The following is a 22,573-nucleotide window of genomic DNA, read 5'->3' as shown; positions in this document are numbered from 1 at the left end:
GGGGCTTTGAAACACGCCGCGCCTTTTCGTCCGGCCGTCCCCGAGGGTAGGGACAGCCCTACCCCGGACACGCAGGCGCGCCGGATGGGGGTGGATCCGACAGATGCGTAGCGTCGAGCCCATGACCAGCGGCACCCTGCCGAGGAACACGGCGCAGCCCGAGAGAATCGGCCTGCTTCGGCAGCTCGGCGTGGACACCGGATATGTATTGCTCGGGTTTCCGCTCGCCACAGTGAGTTTCAGCGTGCTGGTGACCGGACTGTCCGCGGGGATCGGGACGCTGGTCATCGGTGTCGGCCTGCTGATCCTCGTCGGCACCCTGTTCGTTGCACGCCTGTTCGCTGATATCGAGCGGCTTCGCTTTCCGGCCGTGCTGCGTCGGCCCCGCAGCCGGCCGGTCTACCGGGCGGCCCCGCCGGGTGCGGGCCTCTGGAAGCGGATCCTCGCCCCGCTCACGCAGGGCCAGTTCTGGCTGGACCTCGTGTACGGCATTTTGTGCTTTCCGATCGCGGTGGTCACGTTCACCATCGTGATCACTTGGTGGGCGTCGGCGATCTCCGGCACATTGACCGTTCTGTGGGACTGGAGCATCCCGCGCGGCCCCGACAACACCTCGCTTGCCCAGCTGATCGGGCTCGGCGACAGTGCCTTCGCCCGGATCGCCTTCCAGACCGCGATCGGCCTGGTCTGCCTGATCAGCCTCCCGGTCGTGGTGCGGGGGTGCGCCGTGCTCCAGGCCGGTTTCAGCCGCGCCCTGTTGACCGGTGTGGCCGAGCTTCGTCAGACGATCAACGTGCTGACGGAACAGAAGGCCGCGGCCGCCTCCGCCGAGGCCACCGCCCTGCGCCGACTGGAACGGGATATTCACGACGGACCCCAGCAGCGGCTCATCCGCCTCGCGATGGACCTGGGTCGCGCGCGCCAGCACCTCGACGGTGATCCGGGGCCGCTGCGCGACACCCTCGACGAAGCGATCAGTCAGACGCAGGACACGCTGAACGAGTTGCGCGCGCTGTCCCGCGGTATCGCCCCGCCGGTACTCACCGATCGTGGACTGCCCAGCGCGCTGGCCGCACTGGCGGCGCGGTGCACCATCCCGGTTGAGCTCGCGGTCGACCCCGCGCTGGGTGAGCCGGCGGGAAGGCTCGACGCCGCGGTGGAGACCACTGCCTACTTCGCGGTGGCCGAGGCGCTGACCAATGTCGCCAAACACAGTGGTGCACAGAACTGTTGGGTCACGGTCGCACACGGGCCCAGCGGTGTGCGCGTCGAGATCGTCGACGACGGTGACGGCGGTGCGCACGTGGCCAAGGGCCACGGCCTGGCGGGTCTGGCCGATCGGATCCGGGCCGGCGGTGGCACGCTGAGCGTGGTGAGTCCCGCCGGCGGGCCGACCACGATCGGGGTGGAGCTGTTGTGTTGAGAGTGGTGGTGGCCGACGATGCGGTCCTCCTGCGGGAGGGCCTCGTCCGGTTGCTGACCGAGAACGGCCACGACGTGGTCGCCGCGGTCGGCGACGGCCCGTCGCTGGTCCAGGCGATCGAACAACACCGGCCGGACGTCTCGGTGGTCGACGTCCGGATGCCGCCGTCTCACACCGACGAGGGCCTGCGTGCCGCGGTGGAAGCCCGGCGTCGGGTGGTCCGATCGCCAGTTCTCGTGCTGTCCCAGTACGTCGAGGTGTCCTACGCCGACGACCTGCTGGCGGACGGAACGGGCGCGATCGGCTACCTCCTCAAGGACCGGGTCGTGGCGATCGCGGACTTCCTCGATGCGGTGCAACGGGTGGCGTCCGGTGGCACGGTGCTCGACCCCGATGTGGTGGCCCAGTTACTGGTCCGACGCCGTCGCGACGACCCGCTGCGACAGATGACGGCGCGCGAGCAGGAAGTGCTCGGGCTGATGGCAGAGGGGCGGTCCAACGCGAACATCGCCCGCACCCTGGTCGTCAGCGCCGGTGCCGTGGAGAAGCACATCAGCAGTATCTTCGCCAAACTCGGCCTGCCGATCGACGGCGAACAGCACCGCCGGGTGCGCGCGGTGCTGACGTACCTGCGCGGCTGGGGACCCTGACCCCGGTGATGCGACGATAGGGCCATGACCGCAACGCTTGTCGCGAAGAATGTGGCCGGCGGTTTCGCCCATCGCACCCTGTTCGAAGGGGTCGACCTGACGGTCGCGCCGGGTGATGTGATCGGGGTTGTCGGCGTCAACGGCGCCGGCAAGAGCACACTGCTGAGGATCCTGGCCGGGGATCTCGAGCCGCTCGAAGGCGGCGTCACCGTCGCGCCGGCCGATGCGTTCGTCGGCTGGCTGCCGCAGGAACACGAGCGCATACCTGGGGAGACCGTCGCGGCCTACATCGCCCGCCGCACGGGGTGCACCGAAGCCACGCGGGTCATGGATGCCGCGGCCGCAGCACTCGCCGACCCGATCCCGGGCGAGGAGGATCCGGCTGCTGCCTACTCGGCCGCGCTGGATCACTGGCTCGCCACGGGCGCGGCCGACCTCGACGAACGGCTGCCTGCCGTGCTGGCCGATCTCGGACTCGACACCGATGCCGTGCGACCGGACTCGACGCCGATGACCGCATTGTCCGGTGGGCAGGCGGCGCGGGTGGGGTTGGCGGCACTGCTGTTGTCGCGGTTCGACATCGTGCTGCTCGATGAGCCGACCAACGATCTGGACCTCGACGGTCTCGCCCGGCTCGAGCAGTTCGTCAGGGAACTTCGTGGGGGTGTGGTCCTGGTGAGTCACGATCGGGAGTTCCTCGCCCGCAGCGTGACTCGCGTACTCGAGCTGGATCTGGCGCAGAACACCACCACTGTTTTCGGCGGTGGGTACGAAAGCTATCTGGAGGAGCGTGAGGTCGGCCGCCGGCACCGGCGCGAGCAGTACGAGGAGTTCGCCGAGAAGAAGGCCGACCTGGTGGCCCGCGCCCGTACCCAGCGCGAGTGGTCGAGCCAGGGCACCCGCAACGCAATGCGCAAGTCACCGGACAACGACAAGATCCGTCGACGTGCGGCCACCGAGTCCAGCGAGAAGCAGGCGCAGAAGGTACGTCAGATGGAGAGCCGGATCGCCCGACTCGAGGAGGTCGAGGAACCCCGGAAGGAATGGACCCTGCAGTTCACCATCGGTGCTGCGCCACGGTCGAGCTCCGTCGTCGCGACCCTCGACAATGCCGTTGTGCGGCAAGGTGATTTCGTGCTGGGTCCGGTGTCGCTGCAGGTTGATGCCGGCGAACGGATCGGTATCACCGGCGCCAACGGGGCGGGGAAGTCGACATTGCTGCGGCTACTGCTGGGACGTCGACAGCCCGATGAGGGTCGCGCCGGCCTGGGTGCCAGTGTCGCCATCGGCGAGATCGACCAGGCCCGAGCCGATTTCACCGGCACCGCGCGACTCGTGGACCGCTTTGAACAGCAGCTGCCGGAATGGTCGACGGCCGATGTGCGCACCCTGTTGGCCAAGTTCGGGCTGCGGGCCGATCATGTCGAGCGCCCGGTTGACGAGCTGTCACCGGGGGAGCGAACCCGTGCCGGCCTGGCGTTGCTGCAGGCACGTGGCACCAATGTGCTGGTTCTCGACGAGCCGACGAACCATCTGGACCTGCCCGCCATCGAGCAACTCGAACAGGCGCTTGAGGCCTACGACGGTGCGTTGTTACTGGTGACGCATGACCGCCGCATGCTGCAGAACGTTCGGTTGGACCGAAGGTGGCTGGTCGACGACGGGCGCGTTGCCGAGTTGTAGCGCCGGGGTCCGCGGTTCCAGATGCTTGGCCCACCCCGACGCGCACACGGCCGTGCAGACAATCGCCAGTACGCCAACGAAAGTCAGCATCTCCGGATAGCTGAACCAGTGCGCCAGCGCAGCGAGTACCGCGGGCAGCAGGAACCCCAGATAGGCCAGCGAGTAGTAGACCCCGGAGATGCCGGCGAGCTCGTCGGGCGGGGCGATGCGTTGGATCTCAAGCAGACCCGACACGATCGCAATGCCGTAGGCGCTGCCGAGCAGCATCGCGACCAGCGGAGCGACGAGCGCCGAGTGTGTGACGGCGGTGGCCACCGCGGCGAAGATGCCCAGTGCCATCAACGCCATCGACACCACCACGGCGCGAGAGCTGGACACGTCGTCGAGCCGGCGCGCGACCGGTTGGATCGCCACGCCGCAGCCCAGTGTCAGCACGGTCAGCCCCACGGTGTACAGCAGCGCCCAGGACCCGAGCTGGTCGGCGACCAGCGCCGGCACCACGGCGTACGCGATGGCGGCCGAGCCGAAGATCCACGGCGCCATGGGAACAACGACATGCAGGAAGCGGCGATGACCGGCTGCGGGCACTTTCAACCCGTCGAGGAGGGGTCGTGAGGTCGTGCGGGACCGCGTCTCGACGGTCCGGTTCCACACCGCCCACACCACCGGCACGCACAGGGCAGCGTGGACCAGGTAGGTCAACACCAACGGCAGCGGCGCGTACACGGTGAGCAGGCCGGCGCACAGCGGCCCGACGCCGAAGCCCAGGGACAGGCAGATCGAGGCGCGGCGCGCACCGGCCCCGGCGGAAGCGTCGGGGTCGAAGGGCGGCCTGGACAGTTCGGCGATCCACGCCGAACCGACTGCCATCGCGATGCCGACTGCCACCCCGCTGAACAATCGGCCGACGAACAGGGCCGGGAAGCCCCAGTAGTCACCGACGGCCAGGATGAGACTGCCCAACGCCGCACTGATCACCCCGGCGGCCATCACGTTGCGTCGACCGTGGCGGTCTGACAGCGTCGAGGCGATCAGCAGCCCCGGAATCAGGCCGAGAACGTAGGCGCCCAACAGGATGTCGACGTCCACCCGCGTGTAGCCGGAGTGCTGGGCATAGGCGATCAGCAGTGGGGTGAATTGGTTTCCGCCCCAACCGATACAGAAGACGGCGATGGCGACGGCAAGCCATGGCTGCATGCGTCGCCGACGCTGGATGGGCGCCTCGACGAATTCCGTTGCGACAGCGGTCATGCCAGCACCACCCGGTAGGTCGCTTCCAGGTGGGACAGCAGGGCACCCTCGAAACCGGCGACGTCACGGCGGCCGATGGCATCGGCCAGATCCGCGTGTTCGCCGATCAACTCGGTGAGCCGGGCGGAGTCCGATCGGGCGGCGTCGGCCATCATGCGGCGCTGCCGATCACTGAGTGATCCGTAGAAGCGGCCGGCGATCGAATTCCCGGCGACCTGCACGATCCGGCGGTGGAACGCATCGTCGGCGGCGGCGAACTGATCGGCGTCACCGATCGCGGCGCCATGGCGCTGCCGTTCGACCAACTCGGTCAGTTCACCGAACAGGGCGTCGATGGATTCCGATGACCGGCACAGCCGGCGCACCGCCGCGGTCTCCAGTGCCAGGCGCATCTCCAGCAGGTCGGTGGCCTCCTGGGCGGACACGGGGACGACGACGGCGCCGCGTCGCGGCATCAGATCCAGGAAGTCCTCGGCGGCCAGGCGCAGAAACGCCTCGTGTACCGGCGTGCGGCTGACGCCGAGCTGCGTCGCCACCTCTACCTCGCTGAGCAGCTGCCCGCCGCGAAACTCACCGGAGAGGATCTGGTCCTTGGTCATCCGGTAGACGCGCTGGCTGTTGCTCGATTTCTCGTCCTGGCCCACGGAAGACCACTGTACCCCTTGCATGCAAGCTTGCATGCAAGGGGTGTGGCCAGGTCAAACCCTAGAACGGGCTGCTGTTGGCCTGACGCTTGGACGCTTCCGGACGGGGACCGAACCGGCGGATGTACTCCTCGTGCTTCCGCTGGTCCTTCTTGTACTGGATCTCGTCGACCAGATTGGGGTCCAGCCCGTGCTGTGCCAACCGGTGCCGGCGCCAGATCTTGTTGAGCGCGAGTGCCATCAAGATGGCCCAGATGTAGATCGGCACGGTCATCTCGATGTGCACATAGAGCGACGCGGGCAGGAGCCACAGCGGCGCCAGTACAAACAGCGGCGGGATCGCCATCCGGATCAAGTGCCGCCGCACGGCGCCATGGTCGGCCAGGTCGTGAGCCACCCACTCGCGCATGGAATCGGGCAACCGCTTGCCGTAGCAGTAGGCGACGTATTGAAAGAAGTTGGGACGGTCTTGGGTCTTCTTCTGGCCGGCCATGAGGGCTCCTGAAATCAATCGGTGAGTGAATTGGCCGCCAGCGCAGCCACGTTGATGCGGGTCAATACCCGATGCAGCTCTTCGAGTTCGGCGATGTCGACGCCCAGGCGCTCCACCACCGCAGGCGGGATGGCCAGGGCCCGTTCACGCAGGGCGATCCCGGCCTCGGTGAGCTCGACATCGGTCGCGCGTTCATCCCCGGCCCGGCGGCTGCGGGTGAGCAGGCCGAGGGCTTCCAGCCGTTTGAGCATCGGCGAGAGCGTCGCCGAATCGAGCTGCAGCGCGGAGGCGATCTCTTTGACCGACAGCGGCGGAGTGCCGCCGGAATCGGACCGTTGGTGATCCCACAACGCCAGCATCACTAGATACTGCGGATGGGTCAGGCCCAGCGGCTCCAGTAGTGGCCGGTATACGGCCAGCACGGCGCGGTTGCTGACGGCCAACGCGAAACAGACCTGCCGCTCAAGAGCCAGGGGGTCGGCGCTGAGCTGACCCGAGGGTGCAGACGCTTCGGATACTGCGGTCATACTTAGAAAGTACCCTAATAGTTAGGGCACTAACAATGTCTCGACGGTCACACGGTCAGTGTGCGCGCTTGGCCAATCGTTCGGCGTTGTCGATCAGGATGCTGCGGCCCTGCACGCGGATCCAGCCGCGCTGCGCGAAGTCCGACAAGGCCTTGTTGACCGTCTCGCGGGAGGAGCCGACGAGTTGGGCGATCTCTTCCTGGGTCAGCTCGTGGTCGACGCGCAGCGCGCTGCCGTCGCGGCTGCCGAATCGTTGTGCCAGGTAGAGCAGTTGCTTGGCCACCCGGCCCGGCACATCGGTGAAGATCAGGTCGGACAGGTTGTCGTTGGTGCGGCGCAACCGGCGGGCCAGCACGCGCAGGAGCTGTCCGGCGATCTCGGGACGGTCGGCGATCCAGCTCCGCAGCACGCTGCGGCTCATCACGACCGCCTTCACCTCGGTCAGTGCGGTCACGGTCGAGGTCCGCGGTCCCGGATCGAAGATGGCGAGCTCACCGAACATGTCCGACGGGCCCATCAGCGTGATCAGGCTTTCGCGACCGTCCACGGACTTGCGGCCGATCTTCACCTTGCCTGCCGTGATGATGAAGAGCGTGTCGCCGGGCTCGCCTTCGGAGAACACCACCTCGGTCCGACGGAAGGTCACCGGCTCCAACTGCCGGACGAGCGCTGCCACGGCGTCTGGCGACACACCCTGGAAGATGCCGGCACGGGCCAGCACTTCATTCATATTTCCCCCTTGGTGGATGTGCCGAACCTGGTGACCCGGAAAGTTTGTACTGGTCGCAGCCGGAAGGAAGGCCGCCGTTTTACTTTACAAGGGCTATCTATCGGCCAGCGGCTCCGGGTTTACACCGAAACCTCATTTCGTAATGGAGGTCAGATCGCCGAGCAACAGATCCGTTGGGCTTCGGCGACGGAGTCCGCAAGCGGACGGCGGGTGTTGATGGGGTGGGCGTCAGACCAATCGGCGTCGGACGCCAAACCTTCTGCGATCTGCGGGGTGGCGTCCGAGTTGGTGACCTGACGCTGGACGATGCGCTGCTTGGCTTCGTCGAGAGGCACCGTGCACGCCAACTCCACGGTCGGGCAATTCTGGCCCGCCGCCATCTCCCGCGCTCGCCGGCGAAGGCCCGGATCCCGCCACGTGCCGTCGAGGATCACCGACTGCCCCATGGCCAAGGTTTGTTGGGCCTTCTCCAGCACGGCCTCATAAACAGCTGCCACGTTCTCGGTGCTGTAGAGCCCCTCGTTCAATATCCCGGCCGCTCCGTCGAGGACACCACGGTCCTGCAGCTCGCGGCGCACGTCATCGGTAGAGATGACCCGCGCAGCCACCTGTTCGGCGAGACCGTGCGCGAGTGTGGTCTTACCGGTACCGGGGCCACCGCCGACGATGACCAGTCGCACGGCACCTCGGCGGAGGTGATCGAGGGCGATGTCGAGATGGCGCGTGGCGTCGTCCGCGGCGCTCGCGTTGCCCTGCTGAACCCGGATGCAGTCGACCTTGGCGCGGACCACGGCACGGTAGGCGATGTAGAAGTCGACCAAGGCCGGCGGCGGCGTATCCCCGGAAAGCCGCTGGTACTCGGCCGTGAAGTAGTCCGCCAGGTCGCTACGGCCGAGGAACTCCAGATCCATCGCCAGGAATGCGGCGTCGTCGCAGCAGTCGACATGGCGTAGGTCGTCGTCGAACTCCAGACAGTCGAGGATGGCCGGCCCTTCCGGCATACAGAAGATATCGCCGGTCAACAGGTCGGCGTGGCCGTCGACGATGCGGCGCTCGGCGATGCGGCCGTCGAACAGTGCGGTGCGTCCCGCGATGAATTGGTCATACAGACGGTCGACCTCGGCCAGCGATTCTGCGGGTACCACCGTTCCGGCGTACGTGCGCAATTCGGTGAGGTTGTCACGCCAACGGCCGGAAACCGCAGGCGCGGTCCCTGCACGGTCGATGTCTTCCGACCGTTCGGCGCCGGCGTGAAACCGCGCGATCGCCTCCGCGATCGCCGACAGATGCTTTTCCACAGGTTCGCCACTGAGCACCATCGACGTCAACCGGCGCGAATCGGGGTACCGGCGCATCACGATCACCGGCTCGGGCCGACCACCTTGCGGATCGGAGAAATGGGCGACCCCGAGGTAGCTGTCGGGCGCCAGCCGCTGGTTCAGGCGAACCTCACGCAGGCACACCTGTTCGCGCTGCTCGACCGAGCTGAAATCGAGAAAGTCCGTGGTGACGGGTTTCTTGACCTTGTAAGCCTTCTCGCCCACCAACGCGACGATCCCGGTGTGTGTTTCGTGGATTTCGGTTGCGGCCATAACCCATGATGGCTCCGCTCGGACAACGGAAGGTAGTGGTCATCCGTCGGCGTTCGCCTGCCGAAAGTCCTTCAGCCCATGGACCGAAGACTCTATTACCGGGGACTGACCAGCCCGGAGTCGTAGGCGTGGATGATCGCAGCCGCGCGGTCGCGCAGGTCGAGCTTGATGAAGATGTGGCCGATGTGGCTCTTGACGGTGAGCCCGGAGATGCTCAGTTCATCGGCGATCTCGGCGTTCGAATGCCCCTTGGCGATGAGTGTCAGCACATCGAGTTCACGGGCCGTGAGGTCGCCGACGGCGGCGGCGCGACGCGGTTCGGCGGACTTGCGGTAGGTGGTGAGCACCCGCGAGGTCACCGCGGGGTCGAGATAGCTGTCGCCCAGTGCCACGGCGCGCACCGCCCGGATCAGTTCCTCGGCGGAGGAATCCTTGAGGACGAACCCGCTGGCTCCCGCGCGCAACGCACCCGAGAGCAACTCGTCGTCGTTGAATGTGGTCAGCGCCAGCACCGGCGGCCCGTCGACCGCTGTCACCTGGCGGGTGGCCTCGATCCCGTCGACCCGTTTCATCCGTAGATCCATCACCACCACGTCGGGGCGGTACCGGCTGATGGCGTCGGGCACCTCGTCGCCGTCGGCGCATTCGGCGACGATCGTGAAGCCGTCCTTGCGCCGAAGGATGCGACGTAGGCCGGAGCGCACCAGATCTTGGTCGTCGACGAGCAGGACCGCGACCTCGCTCACGGGATCCGTCATGACACCACGGGGCACCATCGGGGTGCCCGGTCGGTGTCGTCCAGTGGAATGTTCGTGCGCACCGACCATCCGTCGTCGGCGGGGCCGACGCTGATGATCCCGCCGAGGAGCTCGACGCGCTGGCGCATTCCGCGCACACCGCGACCCTCCACGTCGTGACCGTTCCTCACAGCCAACGCTGGGACCGGCAGTCGGTTGGCAACCGTCAAGGTCGCCGAGGTACGTGAGATCCTCAGTAACACTGTCGCTTCCGCATCGGGTGCATGTTTGGCGATGTTGGCCAAGGACTCCTGGGCGATGCGATATAGGGCCAAGCCCACCGCCGCGGAGACCGCATCGGTGCGGCCGGTGGCGTCGCATCGCACATTGAGCCCGGCACGCACGAAATCATCTACCAGACAACTGATGTCGTCGACGCCCGGCTCGGGAGCCATGCTCATCGGGGCGCCGTCGAGTAGCCCGACCGTGCGGCGGATATCGGCCATGGCCTGACGGCCCAGACGTTCAGCCTGCTCCAACGCCTCCACGGCGTCGTCGACGTCGCGGTCCTGCTGTAACCCACGACGTGCACCCGTCACATGCAGGAGGGTCACACTCAGCGAATGCGCGATCACGTCGTGGACCTCGCGGGCGATCCGGCGCCGTTCATCGGCCGCGGCGTGGCGGGCCTGCGCGGCCTGCGACTCCTGCTGCTGCCGCATGAGTTGCTGCTGGGTATGTACGAGATAGCCCACCAGCCAGCCCATCCCGAGGATTCCGAGATAGAGCGGCAGAGCGTCGAGGCGGTGCTGCGCTGCGGCGGTCAGCAGCAGGGTGGCCGCGGTCAGCGACGCGAGGAATCCGCCCCACACGCCGGTCAGCGAGGCCACTTCGCCGACCATCAGCACCGCGATCAGTGGGGCGAAGTCGTTGGGCACCGGTGTCGCGGTCGCGAACAGCAGGATCGCGGTCGAGGTCGTCCAGGTCGCCCAGACGATCGGCGCCTTGAAATCGATGCCGGACAGGTAGAACAACGCGAAGGGGGCGATACAGATGACGAGTGCGAGCAGACCCGCCGGAAGGTCGGCCGACGGCCGCTGCAACATCGCCACCACGCCGGCACCCATGACGGTGGTGTCGAACGCCAACACGATGGCCCAGTTGTAGCCCACCGGCAGGGCGTACCCCCGCCGGTGTACATGCGCGCGGAAGCCGCGGGCGATGCTGCCGAGCATGTTCTGATCGTAGAAGGTGAGCTTGTTTTCGTACGTCCTACTACAGTTGGATTTTTTGGGGCCGGATTTCCTGGGGTCGGATTTCAACACTCAGAGTCGCCACATCTCGCGTGCCATCGCGGAGTCCTCCACGAATTTTTCGCGCAGCGGCGGATAGTACGGCTGCTTCAGATCGGGTCGGGGAGCCGCCGCCAGGGCTGTGCGTAGCGCGGTCAGGGTGCGCCGCCAGAAACCGCCCTCCCGACGGGTGGGGCCGCTCGGGATCGCTGGACCTGTCACCTGAGGCGCGAAAACGGCGTCTTTCGCCGTCCATCCACGGGCGACGCCGGTCATCGAATTCGCTATCGAGATAGCTGGGGAACGCTGTGCTCGTGTCATGGCTCGACGCTACGAAGAATGCAGGTCAGCCCACATCGCGCTGTTGTCCGATCTTGACCTACGACCGTAGTAGGAGAACTGAACCGACCACAGGACGATGGGGCCGCAACTGGTTAGGCTCCTGTTGTGCCCTCGAGTTCGACCCGTAGGCGTGGTCCCCGGCGTGATGTCGACACCCGAACTCTGATCGTCGATACCGCAGAGCGAATGTTCGCGGAGATGTCGATCGGTGCGGTGGCGGCGCGGGCGGTGGCCCGCGAGGCGGGCGTGGCCAGTCGTGCGGTGGCCTATCACTTCCCGGCCAAGCGGGACCTGGTGCTGGAGGTGGCGCGACGCCGTGCCCCGACGGTGTTCGAGGCCGTTGTCGAGGAGCTGGTGCGGGTGGCTGAGGGCGGCGACGAGATCGGGGTCTCTGACGTCGTCGAAGCTCTCATCGCGCCGTACGTCAGGCTGCTCGACGAGGATCCGGTCGGCGGATTGCGGTGGCTCAAGGTGATGAATCAGCTTGCCTTGGATGAAGACCAGATCTGGCTCGACCAGCTGGCGGGCACACCGAGTCTGCCGGAGTTGTTCTTCGCCGCGGCCGGGCGTGCGGTGCCGGACATTCAGACCAGAGAAGGCCAGCAGCGCAGCACAATTGCCATCCTCGGGATGATCGGCGCGCTGGCCAGCTCGGACTTGTCGCTCTACGGTCGGCCTTTGGGGCCCGGCGGCTTGGACCGCGGGTGGGTTGACCAGTTGGTCCGGTTCACCGGCAGCGGTTTGTGCGGCAACGAGGGTCAGCCCGATTAGGATCGTGGCGTGCAGATCGACGGCCAGCAGCTCGCTGCCTTCGCCGCGGTGGTCGAGCTGGGAAGTTTCGACGCGGCCGCGCAGCGTCTGCATGTGACGCCGTCGGCGGTCAGTCAGCGCATCAAGGCCCTGGAGCAGCGTGTCGGGCAGGTTCTGGTGGTTCGCGAAAAGCCCTGTACGGCAACGCCTGCCGGTGTGCCCTTGCTGAGGTTGGCGGCGCAGACGGCGTTGCTGGAATCCGAGACGCTGGCGGAGATGGGTGGCGGTGCCGGGCACCGCACCAGGATCGCGTTGGCGGTCAACGCCGATTCGATGGCGACCTGGTTCACCGGAGTGTTCGCCCGGGCGTCCGAGTTCTTGTTCGACATCCGGATCGAGGACCAGGATCTCTCGGCACGCTTGCTGCGTGAGGGTGTGGTGATGGGCGCGGTCACCACCGAGCGACGCCCGGTGCCGGGCTGCCGGGTGTATTCCCTGGGGGCGATGCGCTACGTGCCGGTGGCCGGTGCCGGGTACATGCAGCGTTACCTGCCGGACGGATTCACCCGCGACGCCGCGCAGGTGGCGCCGTCGCTGGCCTGGAACCGCGATGACGCACTACAGGATCAGTTGGTGCGCAAGGTGTTCCGCAAAGATGTCGTCAGGCCGATCCATTTCATCCCGACCGCCGAGGGTTTCGGCGCCGCGGTGCGGGCCGGGTTGGGCTGGGGGATGTACCCCGAAGAACTGGTGGACGACGACTTCGTCCGGATCACCGAGCAGTATCTGGACGTGCCGCTGTACTGGCAGTGCTGGAAGCTCGACAGCCCCATGGTCGACGCCGTCACGGCGGCGGTTCGCGATGCGGCCGCCGGCCTGCGCGGGCCGGCCCGGGCCTGAGGGCCCGCTACCGCACCAGTGGGGCCAGATGCTGTCGCGCGTAGGCGCGCACCGCGTCGTCGTCGTTGACGTCCAACACCGTCGTCGGCATCTGAGCCAGCGAGCACGCCAACCGGATGTGCAACTCGGCCACCGCCAGCAGCTCGGCGTCAGGCATGGTCGCGCCCGCCGCGCGAAGTGCCTTGGCCATCGCCGACGAGGCGTGGTGCAGAAACGCCGGAGCCTGGTCGTAGGCACCGGCCACCGCGGTGAAGTCGGTGTCCAGCCGCAGGAACCGGCGCATCACCGGCTCGGTGGTCAACAGCCGCATGCCTTCGCAGAACGCCGCTACCGCCGCCTCATTGGGACCGGAATCGATTGCGACGGTGCGTAACCGGTGCATCGCCGCGTCGAACGTACGCCGCCCCAGCTCGGTGATCAAAGCATCGCGGGTAGGGAAACGACGGTACAGAGTGCGGCGGCTGACGCCGGCCTGCTTGGCGATGACGTCCAGGCTGGCCCGGCCGAGCCCGACGAGCGACACCTCCTCGGCGGTGGCCTTGAGGATGGCGTCTTCCTGCTCGGATTGGCTGGCGTTACTGCGTGGCATCGCTACCAGTGTGTCAGCCCGCCGCCGGGCATCCCAGCGGCGCGAACGAATCCAGTGCCACCGATCGGTGCAGGCGCACCAGCTTCTCGTACTGCAGTCGGTTGTAGGCCAGGGGCACCAGCAGGAGCCGGTCGGGCAGCGTCCGCCAGGCCAGCTGAAGCAATCGGGTGTAGACCGCGAACTCCCGCTCATGGCGGGGCTGCCAGCGGAACCCTGTCATCTCCCGGATCCCCGGATGCATGATGCCGAATGAGCACACCTTGATCACGCGGCCGGCGATCGGTCGCACCGCCATCCAGGACGGGGTCAGCGCCAATCGCAGCGGGGTGGGCAGCAGCAGGGTCGGCAGCGGCAGCTGTGTCAGGCCGGCCGTCACTCGGCTCAGGAATGGATTGCCCTGCAACTGGTTTTCCACCATGTCGTCGTAATAGCGAGCCGCGTCGGCATAGGTTTCCGGCAGCTTCGCCGATGCGCCAGGCAGTTCGATGGAGCGGAACGCTTCGAGCAGTTGACCGTAGGCCGCCTCCTGCTCGGCGGCATTCATCGTGATACCGGTTGCCGGGGTGAACGAATGCAGGACCACGAAGATGCCGCTGATCGCAATCCAGTTCCACAGCTGGGGGTTCAGGGCGCTGTAGCGGACCTCGGCGAAGTCGTCCTTGCCGTGTCCACGGACGTCGCGGTGCATGGTCTGCAGCCGGCGCCCCTCCGCCTCCCGGTCTGTCGCGTCGCCCCAGATCGCCAGAAATGCCGAGAATCCGCTGCGCACCCCGCGATCGAGAAAGTTGCGCTCGAACCGGCCGCTGCGATCGACGGCCGCGGCCACCGGAACCAGGGCCACCTCGTCGAAGGCTGCTGCACCGAAGGCACCTCCCAGGATGCTGCCCGAGTGCCTGCGGAAATCTGCCAGTACGTTCGGCCGCACTACGTCCCGTTCGGCCACGCTGCCAATAGACATGGCACAAAGGCTAGCAATCTGTGCCAATGTGTCAATAGTGGAAATCGTCCTGACGTACTCGATTGGTACCGTCACGCGCATGGCCAACCGGACGCATCGATACGAGGTCGAGGTGACCTGGACCGGCAACACGGGTTCGGGCACCAGCGGCTACCGCGACTACGCACGTGACCACGACGTGACCGGCGTCGAGACGCCCGGCAAGCCGGTGATCCTGGGTAGCGCCGATCCGGCCTTCCGGGGAGACCCTCAGCGCTGGAACCCCGAGGAGCTGCTCGTGGTCAGCCTGTCGCAGTGCCACATGCTGTGGTACCTGGCGCTGTGCGCCAAGGCGGGCATCGTCGTCACTGCCTACAGTGACCGGCCGGACGGCACGATGAGCGAGAACGCCGAGGGCAGTGGCGTTTTCACCGATGTCACGCTACGGCCGCAGGTCACCATCACCGACGGGCACCGGGTCGGCGAGGCCACCGAGCTCCATCACGAAGCCCACCGGATGTGCTTCATCGCCAACTCGGTCAATTTCCCGGTGAGCGCTACACCCACCGTGACAGCACCGAGCGGGGAATAAACGACGCGTCGACCGGGACGAACCCGAGTGCACTCCAGTCGGATTCGTCGGGCAGCGTTCCCGAGTCGATGACGACGGCGGTGGCATTGCCTGTCCCGGCATCGATGTCGACGGTCTGACCCGCGTCGCCGTATGTGCCGTTGCAGTCACTCAGGCACCGGCCCGTGGCCGGATCGATGTTGCCCTCGAACATGTCGTTGACCCATCCGGCCATCAACAATTGCACTGCGGGCGGGTTCTGCGGCTGCGGAATGCCCGCCACCAGATAGGCCGCCGCCTGGATCAGTGGGTTACCGCCCAGCATGGAATCCATATGGACACCACCGTTGACGACGACCCCGACGAACGTCCCAGGTCTGGCCGCCGAGAGCTCGTCGTTCACCTTGCTGGTGGAGTTGAACGCGTTCAGCGGCGCACCGAGCTCATAGACCGGCACATAGTCGGCAGGATCGTTGCCATTGCTGGCCTCGAGCCGATGGAGGCGGTCCATCGCAGCCGGCAGACTGCCCGAGGGGGGAACCCCGTCCAGCAGCACCACGCCGGCAAGGTCGTTGGGGGCATCCTGTCCTTCGGCGCGGCGGGCGACCAACCCCTCGGCGTAGTAGCCGGCCACCCCGGGCGCGAAGCCACCGCCGAGTGAATGGCCGACGAGCACGAATCGCTGTGGAACGGTGAAGCTTTCCTGGCCGGCCTTCAATGATGCGGTAGCCATACTGGCGTTCAAGGCTTTTCGATCCGGGTCGAGAAAGAGCTCGGCGACCGCTTTGTGCATGTTGTCCCCACCGAGCCACATGCCGCCGGGGGTGTACGGGTTGGACGTCACGGTGGTTACCACGACGACGCTGTTGGTGCGGTCGGCCAGATAGGACGCGGTGTAGCTGTACATCGGTCCGGTGGCGATGAATCCGTGCTGGAGGTAGATCAGCCGGTCCGGCTGACCGTGCGTCGGGAAGTACCAGTCGGCGGGAACCTCGTTGCCGGGCGAGACCACCAGCGTCGAGCTGCTCACCTCGACCGAATCCCGAAGCCCGGGCGGCACGGTCGGTGGTCCGTCGACGGCTCGGATCACTCCGCCGACCGCATCGAACAACGCGGACCCGACAGCGGTGACCACCGACTGCAAGCCGGATTGGATCAGATCGGGGAGTTGTGCGGGCGACGACGCAGTCACGCCGAATCCGCTCGGTGCGGTAGCTGAAATCGTTTTCGGCACTTGAGAAATCGCGGTCAGCCTATTACGCACGTCGCTGGCTGGTTTGTCGTGTTGCACCAGGTCGGCGGTCAGCGGTGCCAGGCGCTCACGCAGCTGTTTGCGTACCGCGCTGCGCTGCGTCGACAGCGGGCGAAGCGGTGTCTGCTTGGTAGCTGCCTCTGCCGTCCCGACGGCGTCCTTCCCGACGGCTTCCCGCTCGATTGTGCGACGCACACGAGGTGCCGCGGAACGGGCCGGATGATCGGTCCGCTTGAGGTGCGGTGTGACACGTCGATTACCGGCGGACGCGGAGCGGTCCGGCTTTGCACTGCTGGTCGACGTCTTCGCCGGACCGGGATGCGAATCGCCTGGAGAGCCGGTCTCGGCGTTGGCTGTGCCGGCACCGGCCAGCAACGCCGCCGACACTCCGGCGGTCAGCACACCGGCGCCAACCCATCCTGACAAGTGCGCCACGTGTCCCCCTGGTACGCCGATCCGCGATTGGCTGGATGCTAACCGCGGAATCGGCCGCCGGATGAGGTTTTCGGTGGGTTGGTTACGAGTTCATCGGTGCAGTCGGCGCAGCTGGGCCGATGCCACCGACAACACCGCCAGGTCGGGCTCGGCGGAGTCGAGGAACTCGTCCAGCGTGCGTTTGGCCCGGTCCAGGCGCGGCCGGTTGTAGGCCTCGAAGTCGCGGATGCTGCATGCGGCCTTATCGCCCTCGAGACCGTGCTTGGTGACGTCGATCGTGAGATCGCGCAATGAGCGGTACAGGTCTTCCCGAAGGGCCAGCCGGGCCTGGGCATGCCAGCGGCCACCCCGCGGAAGCGACGACACCGCCAGCAGTAACCGATCCACCCCCAGCCGGTCCGACAGTTCGAAGTAGATCCTGGCCAGTTGGGCCGCGTCCTCTCCGTGGACATGAGCGACCTCGATGATGTCCAGAAGGCTGAACGCATAGAGGGATTCGCTGATCCGGTGGGCGATGTTGGCCGGTACGCCGCGCGCCACCAGGTCGTCGTGCGCCATCAAGACGGTGGCACGCTCCTGGCCTCGCAGCATCGATCCGAGCTGTCCGTGCAGCAGCGCCAACTGGTTGCTGAATCGGGTGATCTCGGTGTCGATTTCGAGCGGTTGCGGCCGGTTGAGCAAGAACCATCGGGCGGCCCGGTCGAGAAGACGCCGGCCTTCGATGACCATCGCATTCGTCAGCGCCGGAGAGAGATCGGCGGTATAGATGTCCGACCAGAGTGTGTCGAGGTCGAAAACCTCGGACACGACGGCATGGGCCCGCACGATATCGGCTGGGGCAGCGCCGGTTTCCTCGGAGAGCCGGAACGCGAAGGTCAGCCCCGAGGTGGCCAGCACGCGGTTGACGATCGAGGTGGTGATGATCTCCCGGCGAAGCGGATGCTCGGGCAGTGGCTCGCCGAGTTGTCGCCGCAACGTCGGCGGGAAGTACCGGGTCAGCAGCGCGACGTAGTACGGGTCGTCGAACATCTCGCCGGCGAGCAGGTCAGCCTTGAGGTCGAGCTTCACGTGCGCCATCAAGGTGGCCAGCTGTGGCGCGGCAAGGCCGCGACCGTCCTTGGCCAGGTCAGCGAATTCCTCTGGGCTGGGCATGTTTTCGCGGGATCGGTGTAGCCCGCGTCGGGTCTCCAGGTCCGCCGTCATCCGGGCGTGCACGTCGACCATCTGGGTGGCGTTCGAGCGGGCATCGCTGAGCAGACGATTGTGCGCCTGGTTGTTGGCCAGGACGAGCTGTGCCACTTCGTCGGTCATATCGGCCAGCAGTCGGTTGCGCGCGCTACCCGTGATCAGGCCGGACCGGGTGGCGGAGTCCAGCAGGATCTTGATGTTGACCTCGTGATCCGAGCAGTCCACTCCGGCCGCGTTGTCGATGGCATCGGTGTTCACCAGGCCACCTCGCCGGGCGTAGGCGATGCGGGCGCGCTGGGACAGCCCGAGGTTGCCGCCCTCGACGATCACCTGGGCCCGGACATCCTCGGCGTCCACCCGCACCGGATCGTTCACCTTGTCGGCGATATCGGAGTGCTGTTCGTCGCGGGCCTTGATGTAGGTGCCGATTCCACCGTTGAACAACAGGTTTACCGGGGCGCGCAGGATATGGCTGATCAGTTGGGTGGGAGTGAGCCGGGTCCGGTCGTCGTCGATGCCGAGCGCGGCACGCATCTGCGGTGTGGTGGCAATGGTTTTCACGGTCCGCGGCCACACCCCGCCACCCGGGCTGATCACCGAACGGTCGTAGTCATCCCACGACGACTGGGGCAGTTCGAACAGCCGTTGGCGTTCTTTGCGGGCCGGCACGGTGTCGGGCTGTGGGTCGATGAAGATGTGCCGGTGATCGAATGCGGCCACGAGTCGCAGGCCGGGACGCAGCAGCATGCCGTTGCCGAAGACGTCCCCGCTCATATCGCCGACGCCGACAGCGGTGAACTCATCGGTCGCCGAGTCGATACCGAGTTCGGCGAGGTGGGTGTCGCCGCTGACCCAGGCGCCGCGAGCGGTGATGCCCATCGCCTTGTGGTCGTAACCGGCGGAGCCGCCGGAGGCAAAGGCATCGCCCATCCAGTAACCGCGGTCGAGCGCCACCGCATTGGCGGAATCGGAGAATGTGGCGGTGCCCTTGTCCGCGGCCACCACGAGGTATGGGTCGGGTCCGTCGTGGCACACCACTCCGCCGAAGCGGGGCCGATCTTCGGAATCTGACGGGGCGGTCTTGTCGACCACGTCGAGCAGTGCGGCGATGAACTGCCGGTAGCTCCGCAGCCCCTGAACACGGGGTGATTGGCCCGCGGCGGCACGGGCTTTGACGACGAATACGCCCTTGGCTCCGACCGGAACGATCATCGCGTTCTTGACGGCCTGTGCCTTCACGAGTCCCAGGACCTCGGTGCGGTAGTCGTCGTGGCGGTCGGACCAACGGAGCCCGCCGCGGGCCACCAGCCCGAACCGAAGATGCAGGCCCTCGAATTCCGGTGAGTACACGAAGATTTCGGAAAGCGGACGTGGCTGTGGCAGCTCGTCGACGGACCGCGCATCGAGTTTGTGGACCAGATAGGGTGCCCAGACCGTGAGGGCATCGGGCGCGAACGCGTTGGTGCGCACCGTGGCGTTGATCAGATTGTGGTACCCGCGCAGGATCCGGTCGGCGTCGATGTGCAGCACCTGATCGATCTCGGTGGCCACCTGCTGCTCGGCCTCTGCGATGCGGGAAATGCGGTGGGGGCTGTCCGCCGGCTGCTCGGTGCGGTCGAACCGGGCCTCGAACAGATCCAGCAGTGCGCGGGTGGCCGCCGGGTTGTCCAGCAGGACCCGTTGGATGCGCGTCTGGCCGTAGGGCATCGGCAGCTGTCGAAGGTAACGGCTGTAGCTGCGCAGCACGGTCACCTGTCGCCAGCTCAGGGCAGCCCGCAGTAGCAGCGCATTGAATCCGTCCGATTCGACGCGGCCCGCCCACATCGCTCGGAAGGTCTCGCGGATGCGGTCGACGGTGTCGTCCTGCGGCTGGGCCACCGCGTCGACGACGTCGGGACCGGGCTGCAACAGCAGGTGGTAGACGTGGCAGACCCGCCCGTCCGGCCTGGTCCAGGTATCCGCCTGTTCCTCCAGGACCTCGAGGTCCATGCTCTGCAGCGCGGGCAGCATCCGGCGCAGCGGCACCGGCTCGAGGGCTGCGAGCGCAAAGTTCAGCCGTCCGTCTGCGGCATCGGTCCAGTCGAGGTTCACCTCGACGGCATCGCCCATCAGATCGTTGAGCGCGTTGACTCCCAGTAGCCGGCTGGGTACCACAACCCCGGCCTGCTGATCCTGTATATCGGGCGTAATGGGGTTGGCGCGCAACGAGTCCACGGTTCCGGTCTCCTCAATCGTCGTTGATCGATGCCGTCGGTTGCGTTCGACGGATGGACCAATCCTGTGGTGAGGAGCACGCCTTCAGGTGCTGCAAAGTGTCAGAGATCCGATGCTGCTCAATGCAGTCTGTAAGCCTGCATCGGTGGCAGCTGGTGGTTTCGCCACCGCAAAACGACGCGGCCGGCCGGCGGTGATGCCGGCCGGCTCGAGTCAATTGAGATGCTCATGCCGGTGGTTGGCTCAGGCGCAGCTGATTCAAACCCTGGAAGCGCCTACGCCGAGGATTGCTGCCAGCATGTGGCTGCAATCCTAGAAGTAGAGCATGGCTAATCAATATGAATGGTGTTGTGGCGGCACGGGCACGGCCAGGGCTGAGGATCCGCCACCACCGTCTTCACCTTCTACCGCGTCCGCAATTAACAGACACGACCTAGCCCGTCGGGACGACACCGCGCGGCAGGATCAACGGAAGATCGTTGTAGGTGACGATGCCGGGCGCGGCGTCGATCACCGCGGGGATCGCGTTGATCGGGGGAGTGGCGGTCATGATGTGCCCGAGCACCATGAACTCCTCCAGGGTGGTGGCCTCGAAATCCGGTGGCGGCAGGAAGCCGACCTTCATCGTCACGGTCGGACGGCCCGCGACGTCGATGACCCAGCCGTCCTGATCGATCTGCCAATCCGGTTGCAACGTCTGGCCTTTGCGCCAGCGCAAGGTGAGCTCGACACGGGTGGTATCGCCGATGATGCCCTTCCAGCTGACGAACACGCCGGCGACGCCGCCGGCCGGAATCGTCCACGAGCCGAGGTCGAGATCCTCTGTCGTCTGGGCATATTCGGCGTCGCAACGAACCTCGTCGAACTCGATACCGAGTGCGTCACCGATCATCCGTACCGCCTCGCCGAACACCCCGGTGCCATGGGCGGTCATCGCTTGGAGGTCGGGATGGTCGATGGGCTGGCCGAATCCGACCGGCTTCTCGGTTTCCGGTGAATCGTAGAAGGTGGTGTCGGCGGCCTCGTTGACCGTGACCTTGTCCACCCGGTCGCAGATGCCTGCGGCCACGATGGCCAACTGGTTGACGTAGCCGGGGCTGATGCCCGATCCGAACATCGTCGAGCCGCCCTTGCGGCAGGCCTCGACGATGCGGTCGCGGCCCTCGCCCTGATTGTGTCCGGTGATGAATGAGGCTGTCGCCACGACATTGATGCCGGCGGAAAGGATTTCGACGAGTTCGTCGACGTCGATCCACATCGGGTTGTAGACCACGACGTCCGGTTTGAGGGCCAGCAGTGCCTGCACGTCATTGGTGGCCGCGACCCCGAGGGGCTCGATGCCGACGAGCTCGCCGACGTCTTTTCCGGACTTGTCTGGCGACCACGCATAGCAGCCCACCAGTTCCAGGTTCGGGTTGCGGGCGATGGCCGCCACCGAACTCTTCCCGACGTTTCCCGTCGTCCACTGGACAACCCGGTATGGCGAAGTTTGTGACACGGCAGCGGCTCCCTTGCTCGGTTTCCGGCAGTTTTCCACGACCGTGAGAAAAAGGGAAGAGTCGCCCGACGACGGCCCGCTCGGCAACTAGACTGCCCGCGTGGCCACCGCAAACACGCCGCGCCGGGGCCGTCCACCGCGCATCGACCAGCAGCAGATCGTCGCCGCGGCACGGGCTATGCCGCCGGGCACGTTGACGATGCAGGCGGTGGCCGACGCGCTCGGGGTCGACCGCACGACGTTGCACTACTACGTCGGTGACCGCGACGGTCTGCTCGAGCTCGTTGTGGCCGACCTGTTCGAGACCGAGCTCGCCTCGGTGAGGCTGCCCGAGAACGCAAGTTGGCAGGAGATCCTGCGGGCGCACACACGCGCGATCCGTCAGGGCGTACTCAAACTCGGCGTGACGGCCACGAGTTTCCGTCTGAGCGGGACCGGCGGCGCGGCCAGCCTCGCGCTGGCCGAGCAGGTGTTACGGGCCCTGACCGCCGCGGGCTTCACCACTGACGATGCGGGCCGGGTACTCACGCTGGTGTCCGGGCTCGCGATGTCCGCCGCGCATGATGTGCTGGGTTCGGCCGGATCGCGGCTGCATCATCAGACGCCCGAGGTGATCCGCGCCCTGAAAGACCTGCCGTCCAAAGACTTCCCGCTGCTCAGCGGTGTGGTGGCCGATCGTGACGTGGATGCGGCGGCAGCCCACGATTTCGAATTCAACCTCGACATCGTGATTGCCGGGCTTGAGCGATTTCTGGCCGAGTAGCCACCGAGTCGTCAGCCGATCTTGACTCGAGTACAGTACTCAGCATCCTCTTAGACGGAACCTGAGTTCCGTCTGGGTTAATTTTCGAGTGTCACAGTCGGGGAGGCGCAAC

At 66.5% G+C, this 22,573-nt stretch carries 21 protein-coding genes; 7 read left to right on the top strand and 14 right to left on the bottom strand.

What is annotated here, in order from left to right; translation table 11 throughout:
- Nucleotides 1–121 precede the first annotated feature (121 nt).
- The 3 genes from AB0876_RS22640 to AB0876_RS22630 are packed head-to-tail and all read left to right on the top strand — an operon-like array spanning nucleotide 122 to nucleotide 3,756.
- A complete protein-coding gene (locus AB0876_RS22640; RefSeq protein WP_526042982.1) occupies nucleotides 122–1,423 on the top strand; it encodes a sensor histidine kinase in 1,302 nt (433 codons plus the stop codon).
- On the top strand, nucleotides 1,420–2,073 hold the full coding sequence (locus AB0876_RS22635) for a response regulator (protein WP_526043051.1): 654 nt from the start codon (nucleotides 1,420–1,422) through the stop codon (nucleotides 2,071–2,073). The genes AB0876_RS22640 and AB0876_RS22635 overlap by 4 nt, the downstream gene beginning before the upstream one ends.
- A gap of 24 nt (nucleotides 2,074–2,097) precedes the next feature.
- Nucleotides 2,098–3,756 carry an ABC-F family ATP-binding cassette domain-containing protein gene (locus tag AB0876_RS22630; RefSeq protein WP_526042981.1) on the top strand — a complete coding sequence of 553 codons (1,659 nt, stop codon included), beginning with the start codon at nucleotides 2,098–2,100 and terminating at the stop codon, nucleotides 3,754–3,756.
- Here the strand turns inward: AB0876_RS22630 and AB0876_RS22625 are convergent.
- The 9 genes from AB0876_RS22625 to AB0876_RS22585 form a co-directional block, all read right to left on the bottom strand.
- A complete protein-coding gene (locus tag AB0876_RS22625) occupies nucleotides 3,667–5,007 on the bottom strand; it encodes an MFS transporter (protein WP_491842143.1) in 1,341 nt (446 codons plus the stop codon). The two genes, AB0876_RS22630 and AB0876_RS22625, sit on opposite strands and share 90 nt — an antisense overlap.
- Nucleotides 5,004–5,651: a GntR family transcriptional regulator gene (locus AB0876_RS22620; protein WP_491842142.1), complete on the bottom strand. Its 648-nt coding sequence runs from the start codon at nucleotides 5,649–5,651 to the stop codon at nucleotides 5,004–5,006. Before AB0876_RS22620 ends, AB0876_RS22625 begins: the two co-directional genes overlap by 4 nt.
- 61 nt (nucleotides 5,652–5,712) lie before the next feature.
- On the bottom strand, nucleotides 5,713–6,144 hold the full coding sequence (locus AB0876_RS22615; RefSeq protein WP_491842141.1) for a DUF5313 domain-containing protein: 432 nt from the start codon (nucleotides 6,142–6,144) through the stop codon (nucleotides 5,713–5,715).
- Nucleotides 6,145–6,158: 14 nt separating this feature from the next.
- Nucleotides 6,159–6,671, bottom strand: coding sequence for a MarR family winged helix-turn-helix transcriptional regulator (locus AB0876_RS22610; protein WP_491842140.1), 513 nt, complete (start codon nucleotides 6,669–6,671; stop codon nucleotides 6,159–6,161).
- Between the two features lie 55 nt (nucleotides 6,672–6,726).
- On the bottom strand, nucleotides 6,727–7,401 hold the full coding sequence (gene crp, locus AB0876_RS22605; protein WP_526042980.1) for a cAMP-activated global transcriptional regulator CRP: 675 nt from the start codon (nucleotides 7,399–7,401) through the stop codon (nucleotides 6,727–6,729).
- A 149-nt stretch (nucleotides 7,402–7,550) separates the two neighbouring features.
- A complete protein-coding gene (locus AB0876_RS22600) occupies nucleotides 7,551–8,993 on the bottom strand; it encodes a bifunctional aminoglycoside phosphotransferase/ATP-binding protein (RefSeq protein ID WP_526042979.1) in 1,443 nt (480 codons plus the stop codon).
- Nucleotides 8,994–9,088: 95 nt separating this feature from the next.
- A complete protein-coding gene (locus tag AB0876_RS22595) occupies nucleotides 9,089–9,751 on the bottom strand; it encodes a response regulator transcription factor (RefSeq protein ID WP_064936961.1) in 663 nt (220 codons plus the stop codon).
- Nucleotides 9,748–10,965, bottom strand: a complete 1,218-nt coding sequence (locus tag AB0876_RS22590; protein ID WP_526042978.1) for a sensor histidine kinase — start codon at nucleotides 10,963–10,965, stop codon at nucleotides 9,748–9,750. The genes AB0876_RS22595 and AB0876_RS22590 overlap by 4 nt, the downstream gene beginning before the upstream one ends.
- Before the next feature lie 90 nt (nucleotides 10,966–11,055).
- Nucleotides 11,056–11,343 carry a hypothetical protein gene (locus tag AB0876_RS22585; protein WP_526042977.1) on the bottom strand — a complete coding sequence of 96 codons (288 nt, stop codon included), beginning with the start codon at nucleotides 11,341–11,343 and terminating at the stop codon, nucleotides 11,056–11,058.
- Nucleotides 11,344–11,469: 126 nt separating this feature from the next.
- Between AB0876_RS22585 and AB0876_RS22580 the strand changes: the two genes are divergently transcribed.
- Together AB0876_RS22580 and AB0876_RS22575 are read left to right on the top strand one after the other, a co-directional pair.
- Nucleotides 11,470–12,135, top strand: a complete 666-nt coding sequence (locus tag AB0876_RS22580) for a TetR/AcrR family transcriptional regulator (RefSeq protein ID WP_491842134.1) — start codon at nucleotides 11,470–11,472, stop codon at nucleotides 12,133–12,135.
- A 9-nt stretch (nucleotides 12,136–12,144) separates the two neighbouring features.
- A complete protein-coding gene (locus AB0876_RS22575) occupies nucleotides 12,145–13,014 on the top strand; it encodes an ArgP/LysG family DNA-binding transcriptional regulator (protein WP_526042976.1) in 870 nt (289 codons plus the stop codon).
- Between the two features lie 7 nt (nucleotides 13,015–13,021).
- Here the strand turns inward: AB0876_RS22575 and AB0876_RS22570 are convergent, their stop codons facing one another.
- Both AB0876_RS22570 and AB0876_RS22565 read right to left on the bottom strand, forming a co-directional pair.
- Nucleotides 13,022–13,603: a TetR/AcrR family transcriptional regulator gene (locus tag AB0876_RS22570; protein WP_491842132.1), complete on the bottom strand. Its 582-nt coding sequence runs from the start codon at nucleotides 13,601–13,603 to the stop codon at nucleotides 13,022–13,024.
- 13 nt (nucleotides 13,604–13,616) lie between these two features.
- Nucleotides 13,617–14,561 carry an oxygenase MpaB family protein gene (locus tag AB0876_RS22565; RefSeq protein ID WP_526042975.1) on the bottom strand — a complete coding sequence of 315 codons (945 nt, stop codon included), beginning with the start codon at nucleotides 14,559–14,561 and terminating at the stop codon, nucleotides 13,617–13,619.
- A 79-nt stretch (nucleotides 14,562–14,640) separates the two neighbouring features.
- On the opposite strand from AB0876_RS22565, the gene AB0876_RS22560 reads away from it, so the two are divergent.
- Complete coding sequence (locus tag AB0876_RS22560; protein ID WP_526042974.1) at nucleotides 14,641–15,132, top strand: OsmC family protein; 492 nt, start codon at nucleotides 14,641–14,643, stop codon at nucleotides 15,130–15,132.
- On the opposite strand, the gene AB0876_RS22555 is transcribed toward AB0876_RS22560, so the two are convergent.
- The 3 genes from AB0876_RS22555 to AB0876_RS22545 form a co-directional block, all read right to left on the bottom strand.
- Entirely contained in the window at nucleotides 15,098–16,798 is a 1,701-nt protein-coding gene (locus AB0876_RS22555; protein ID WP_526042973.1) for an alpha/beta hydrolase, read from the bottom strand. The genes AB0876_RS22560 and AB0876_RS22555 overlap by 35 nt on opposite strands.
- Before the next feature lie 90 nt (nucleotides 16,799–16,888).
- Nucleotides 16,889–20,095 carry an NAD-glutamate dehydrogenase domain-containing protein gene (locus tag AB0876_RS22550; RefSeq protein WP_526043050.1) on the bottom strand — a complete coding sequence of 1,069 codons (3,207 nt, stop codon included), beginning with the start codon at nucleotides 20,093–20,095 and terminating at the stop codon, nucleotides 16,889–16,891.
- A gap of 538 nt (nucleotides 20,096–20,633) precedes the next feature.
- The gene (locus AB0876_RS22545; protein WP_526042972.1) at nucleotides 20,634–21,698 is read right to left on the bottom strand and encodes an NAD(P)H-dependent amine dehydrogenase family protein; all 1,065 of its coding nucleotides are present in this window, start codon (nucleotides 21,696–21,698) and stop codon (nucleotides 20,634–20,636) included.
- A 100-nt stretch (nucleotides 21,699–21,798) separates the two neighbouring features.
- On the opposite strand from AB0876_RS22545, the gene AB0876_RS22540 reads away from it, so the two are divergent.
- Entirely contained in the window at nucleotides 21,799–22,461 is a 663-nt protein-coding gene (locus tag AB0876_RS22540) for a TetR/AcrR family transcriptional regulator C-terminal domain-containing protein (protein ID WP_491842127.1), read from the top strand.
- Nucleotides 22,462–22,573: the final 112 nt, after the last annotated feature.

The sequence above is a fragment of the Mycobacterium sp. NPDC049093 genome (genome assembly GCF_040704635.1).
GTDB lineage: Bacteria > Actinomycetota > Actinomycetes > Mycobacteriales > Mycobacteriaceae > Mycobacterium.
The sequence above is the reverse complement of the archived record's forward strand: the minus strand, read 5'-3'. Positions and strand labels throughout refer to the sequence as shown.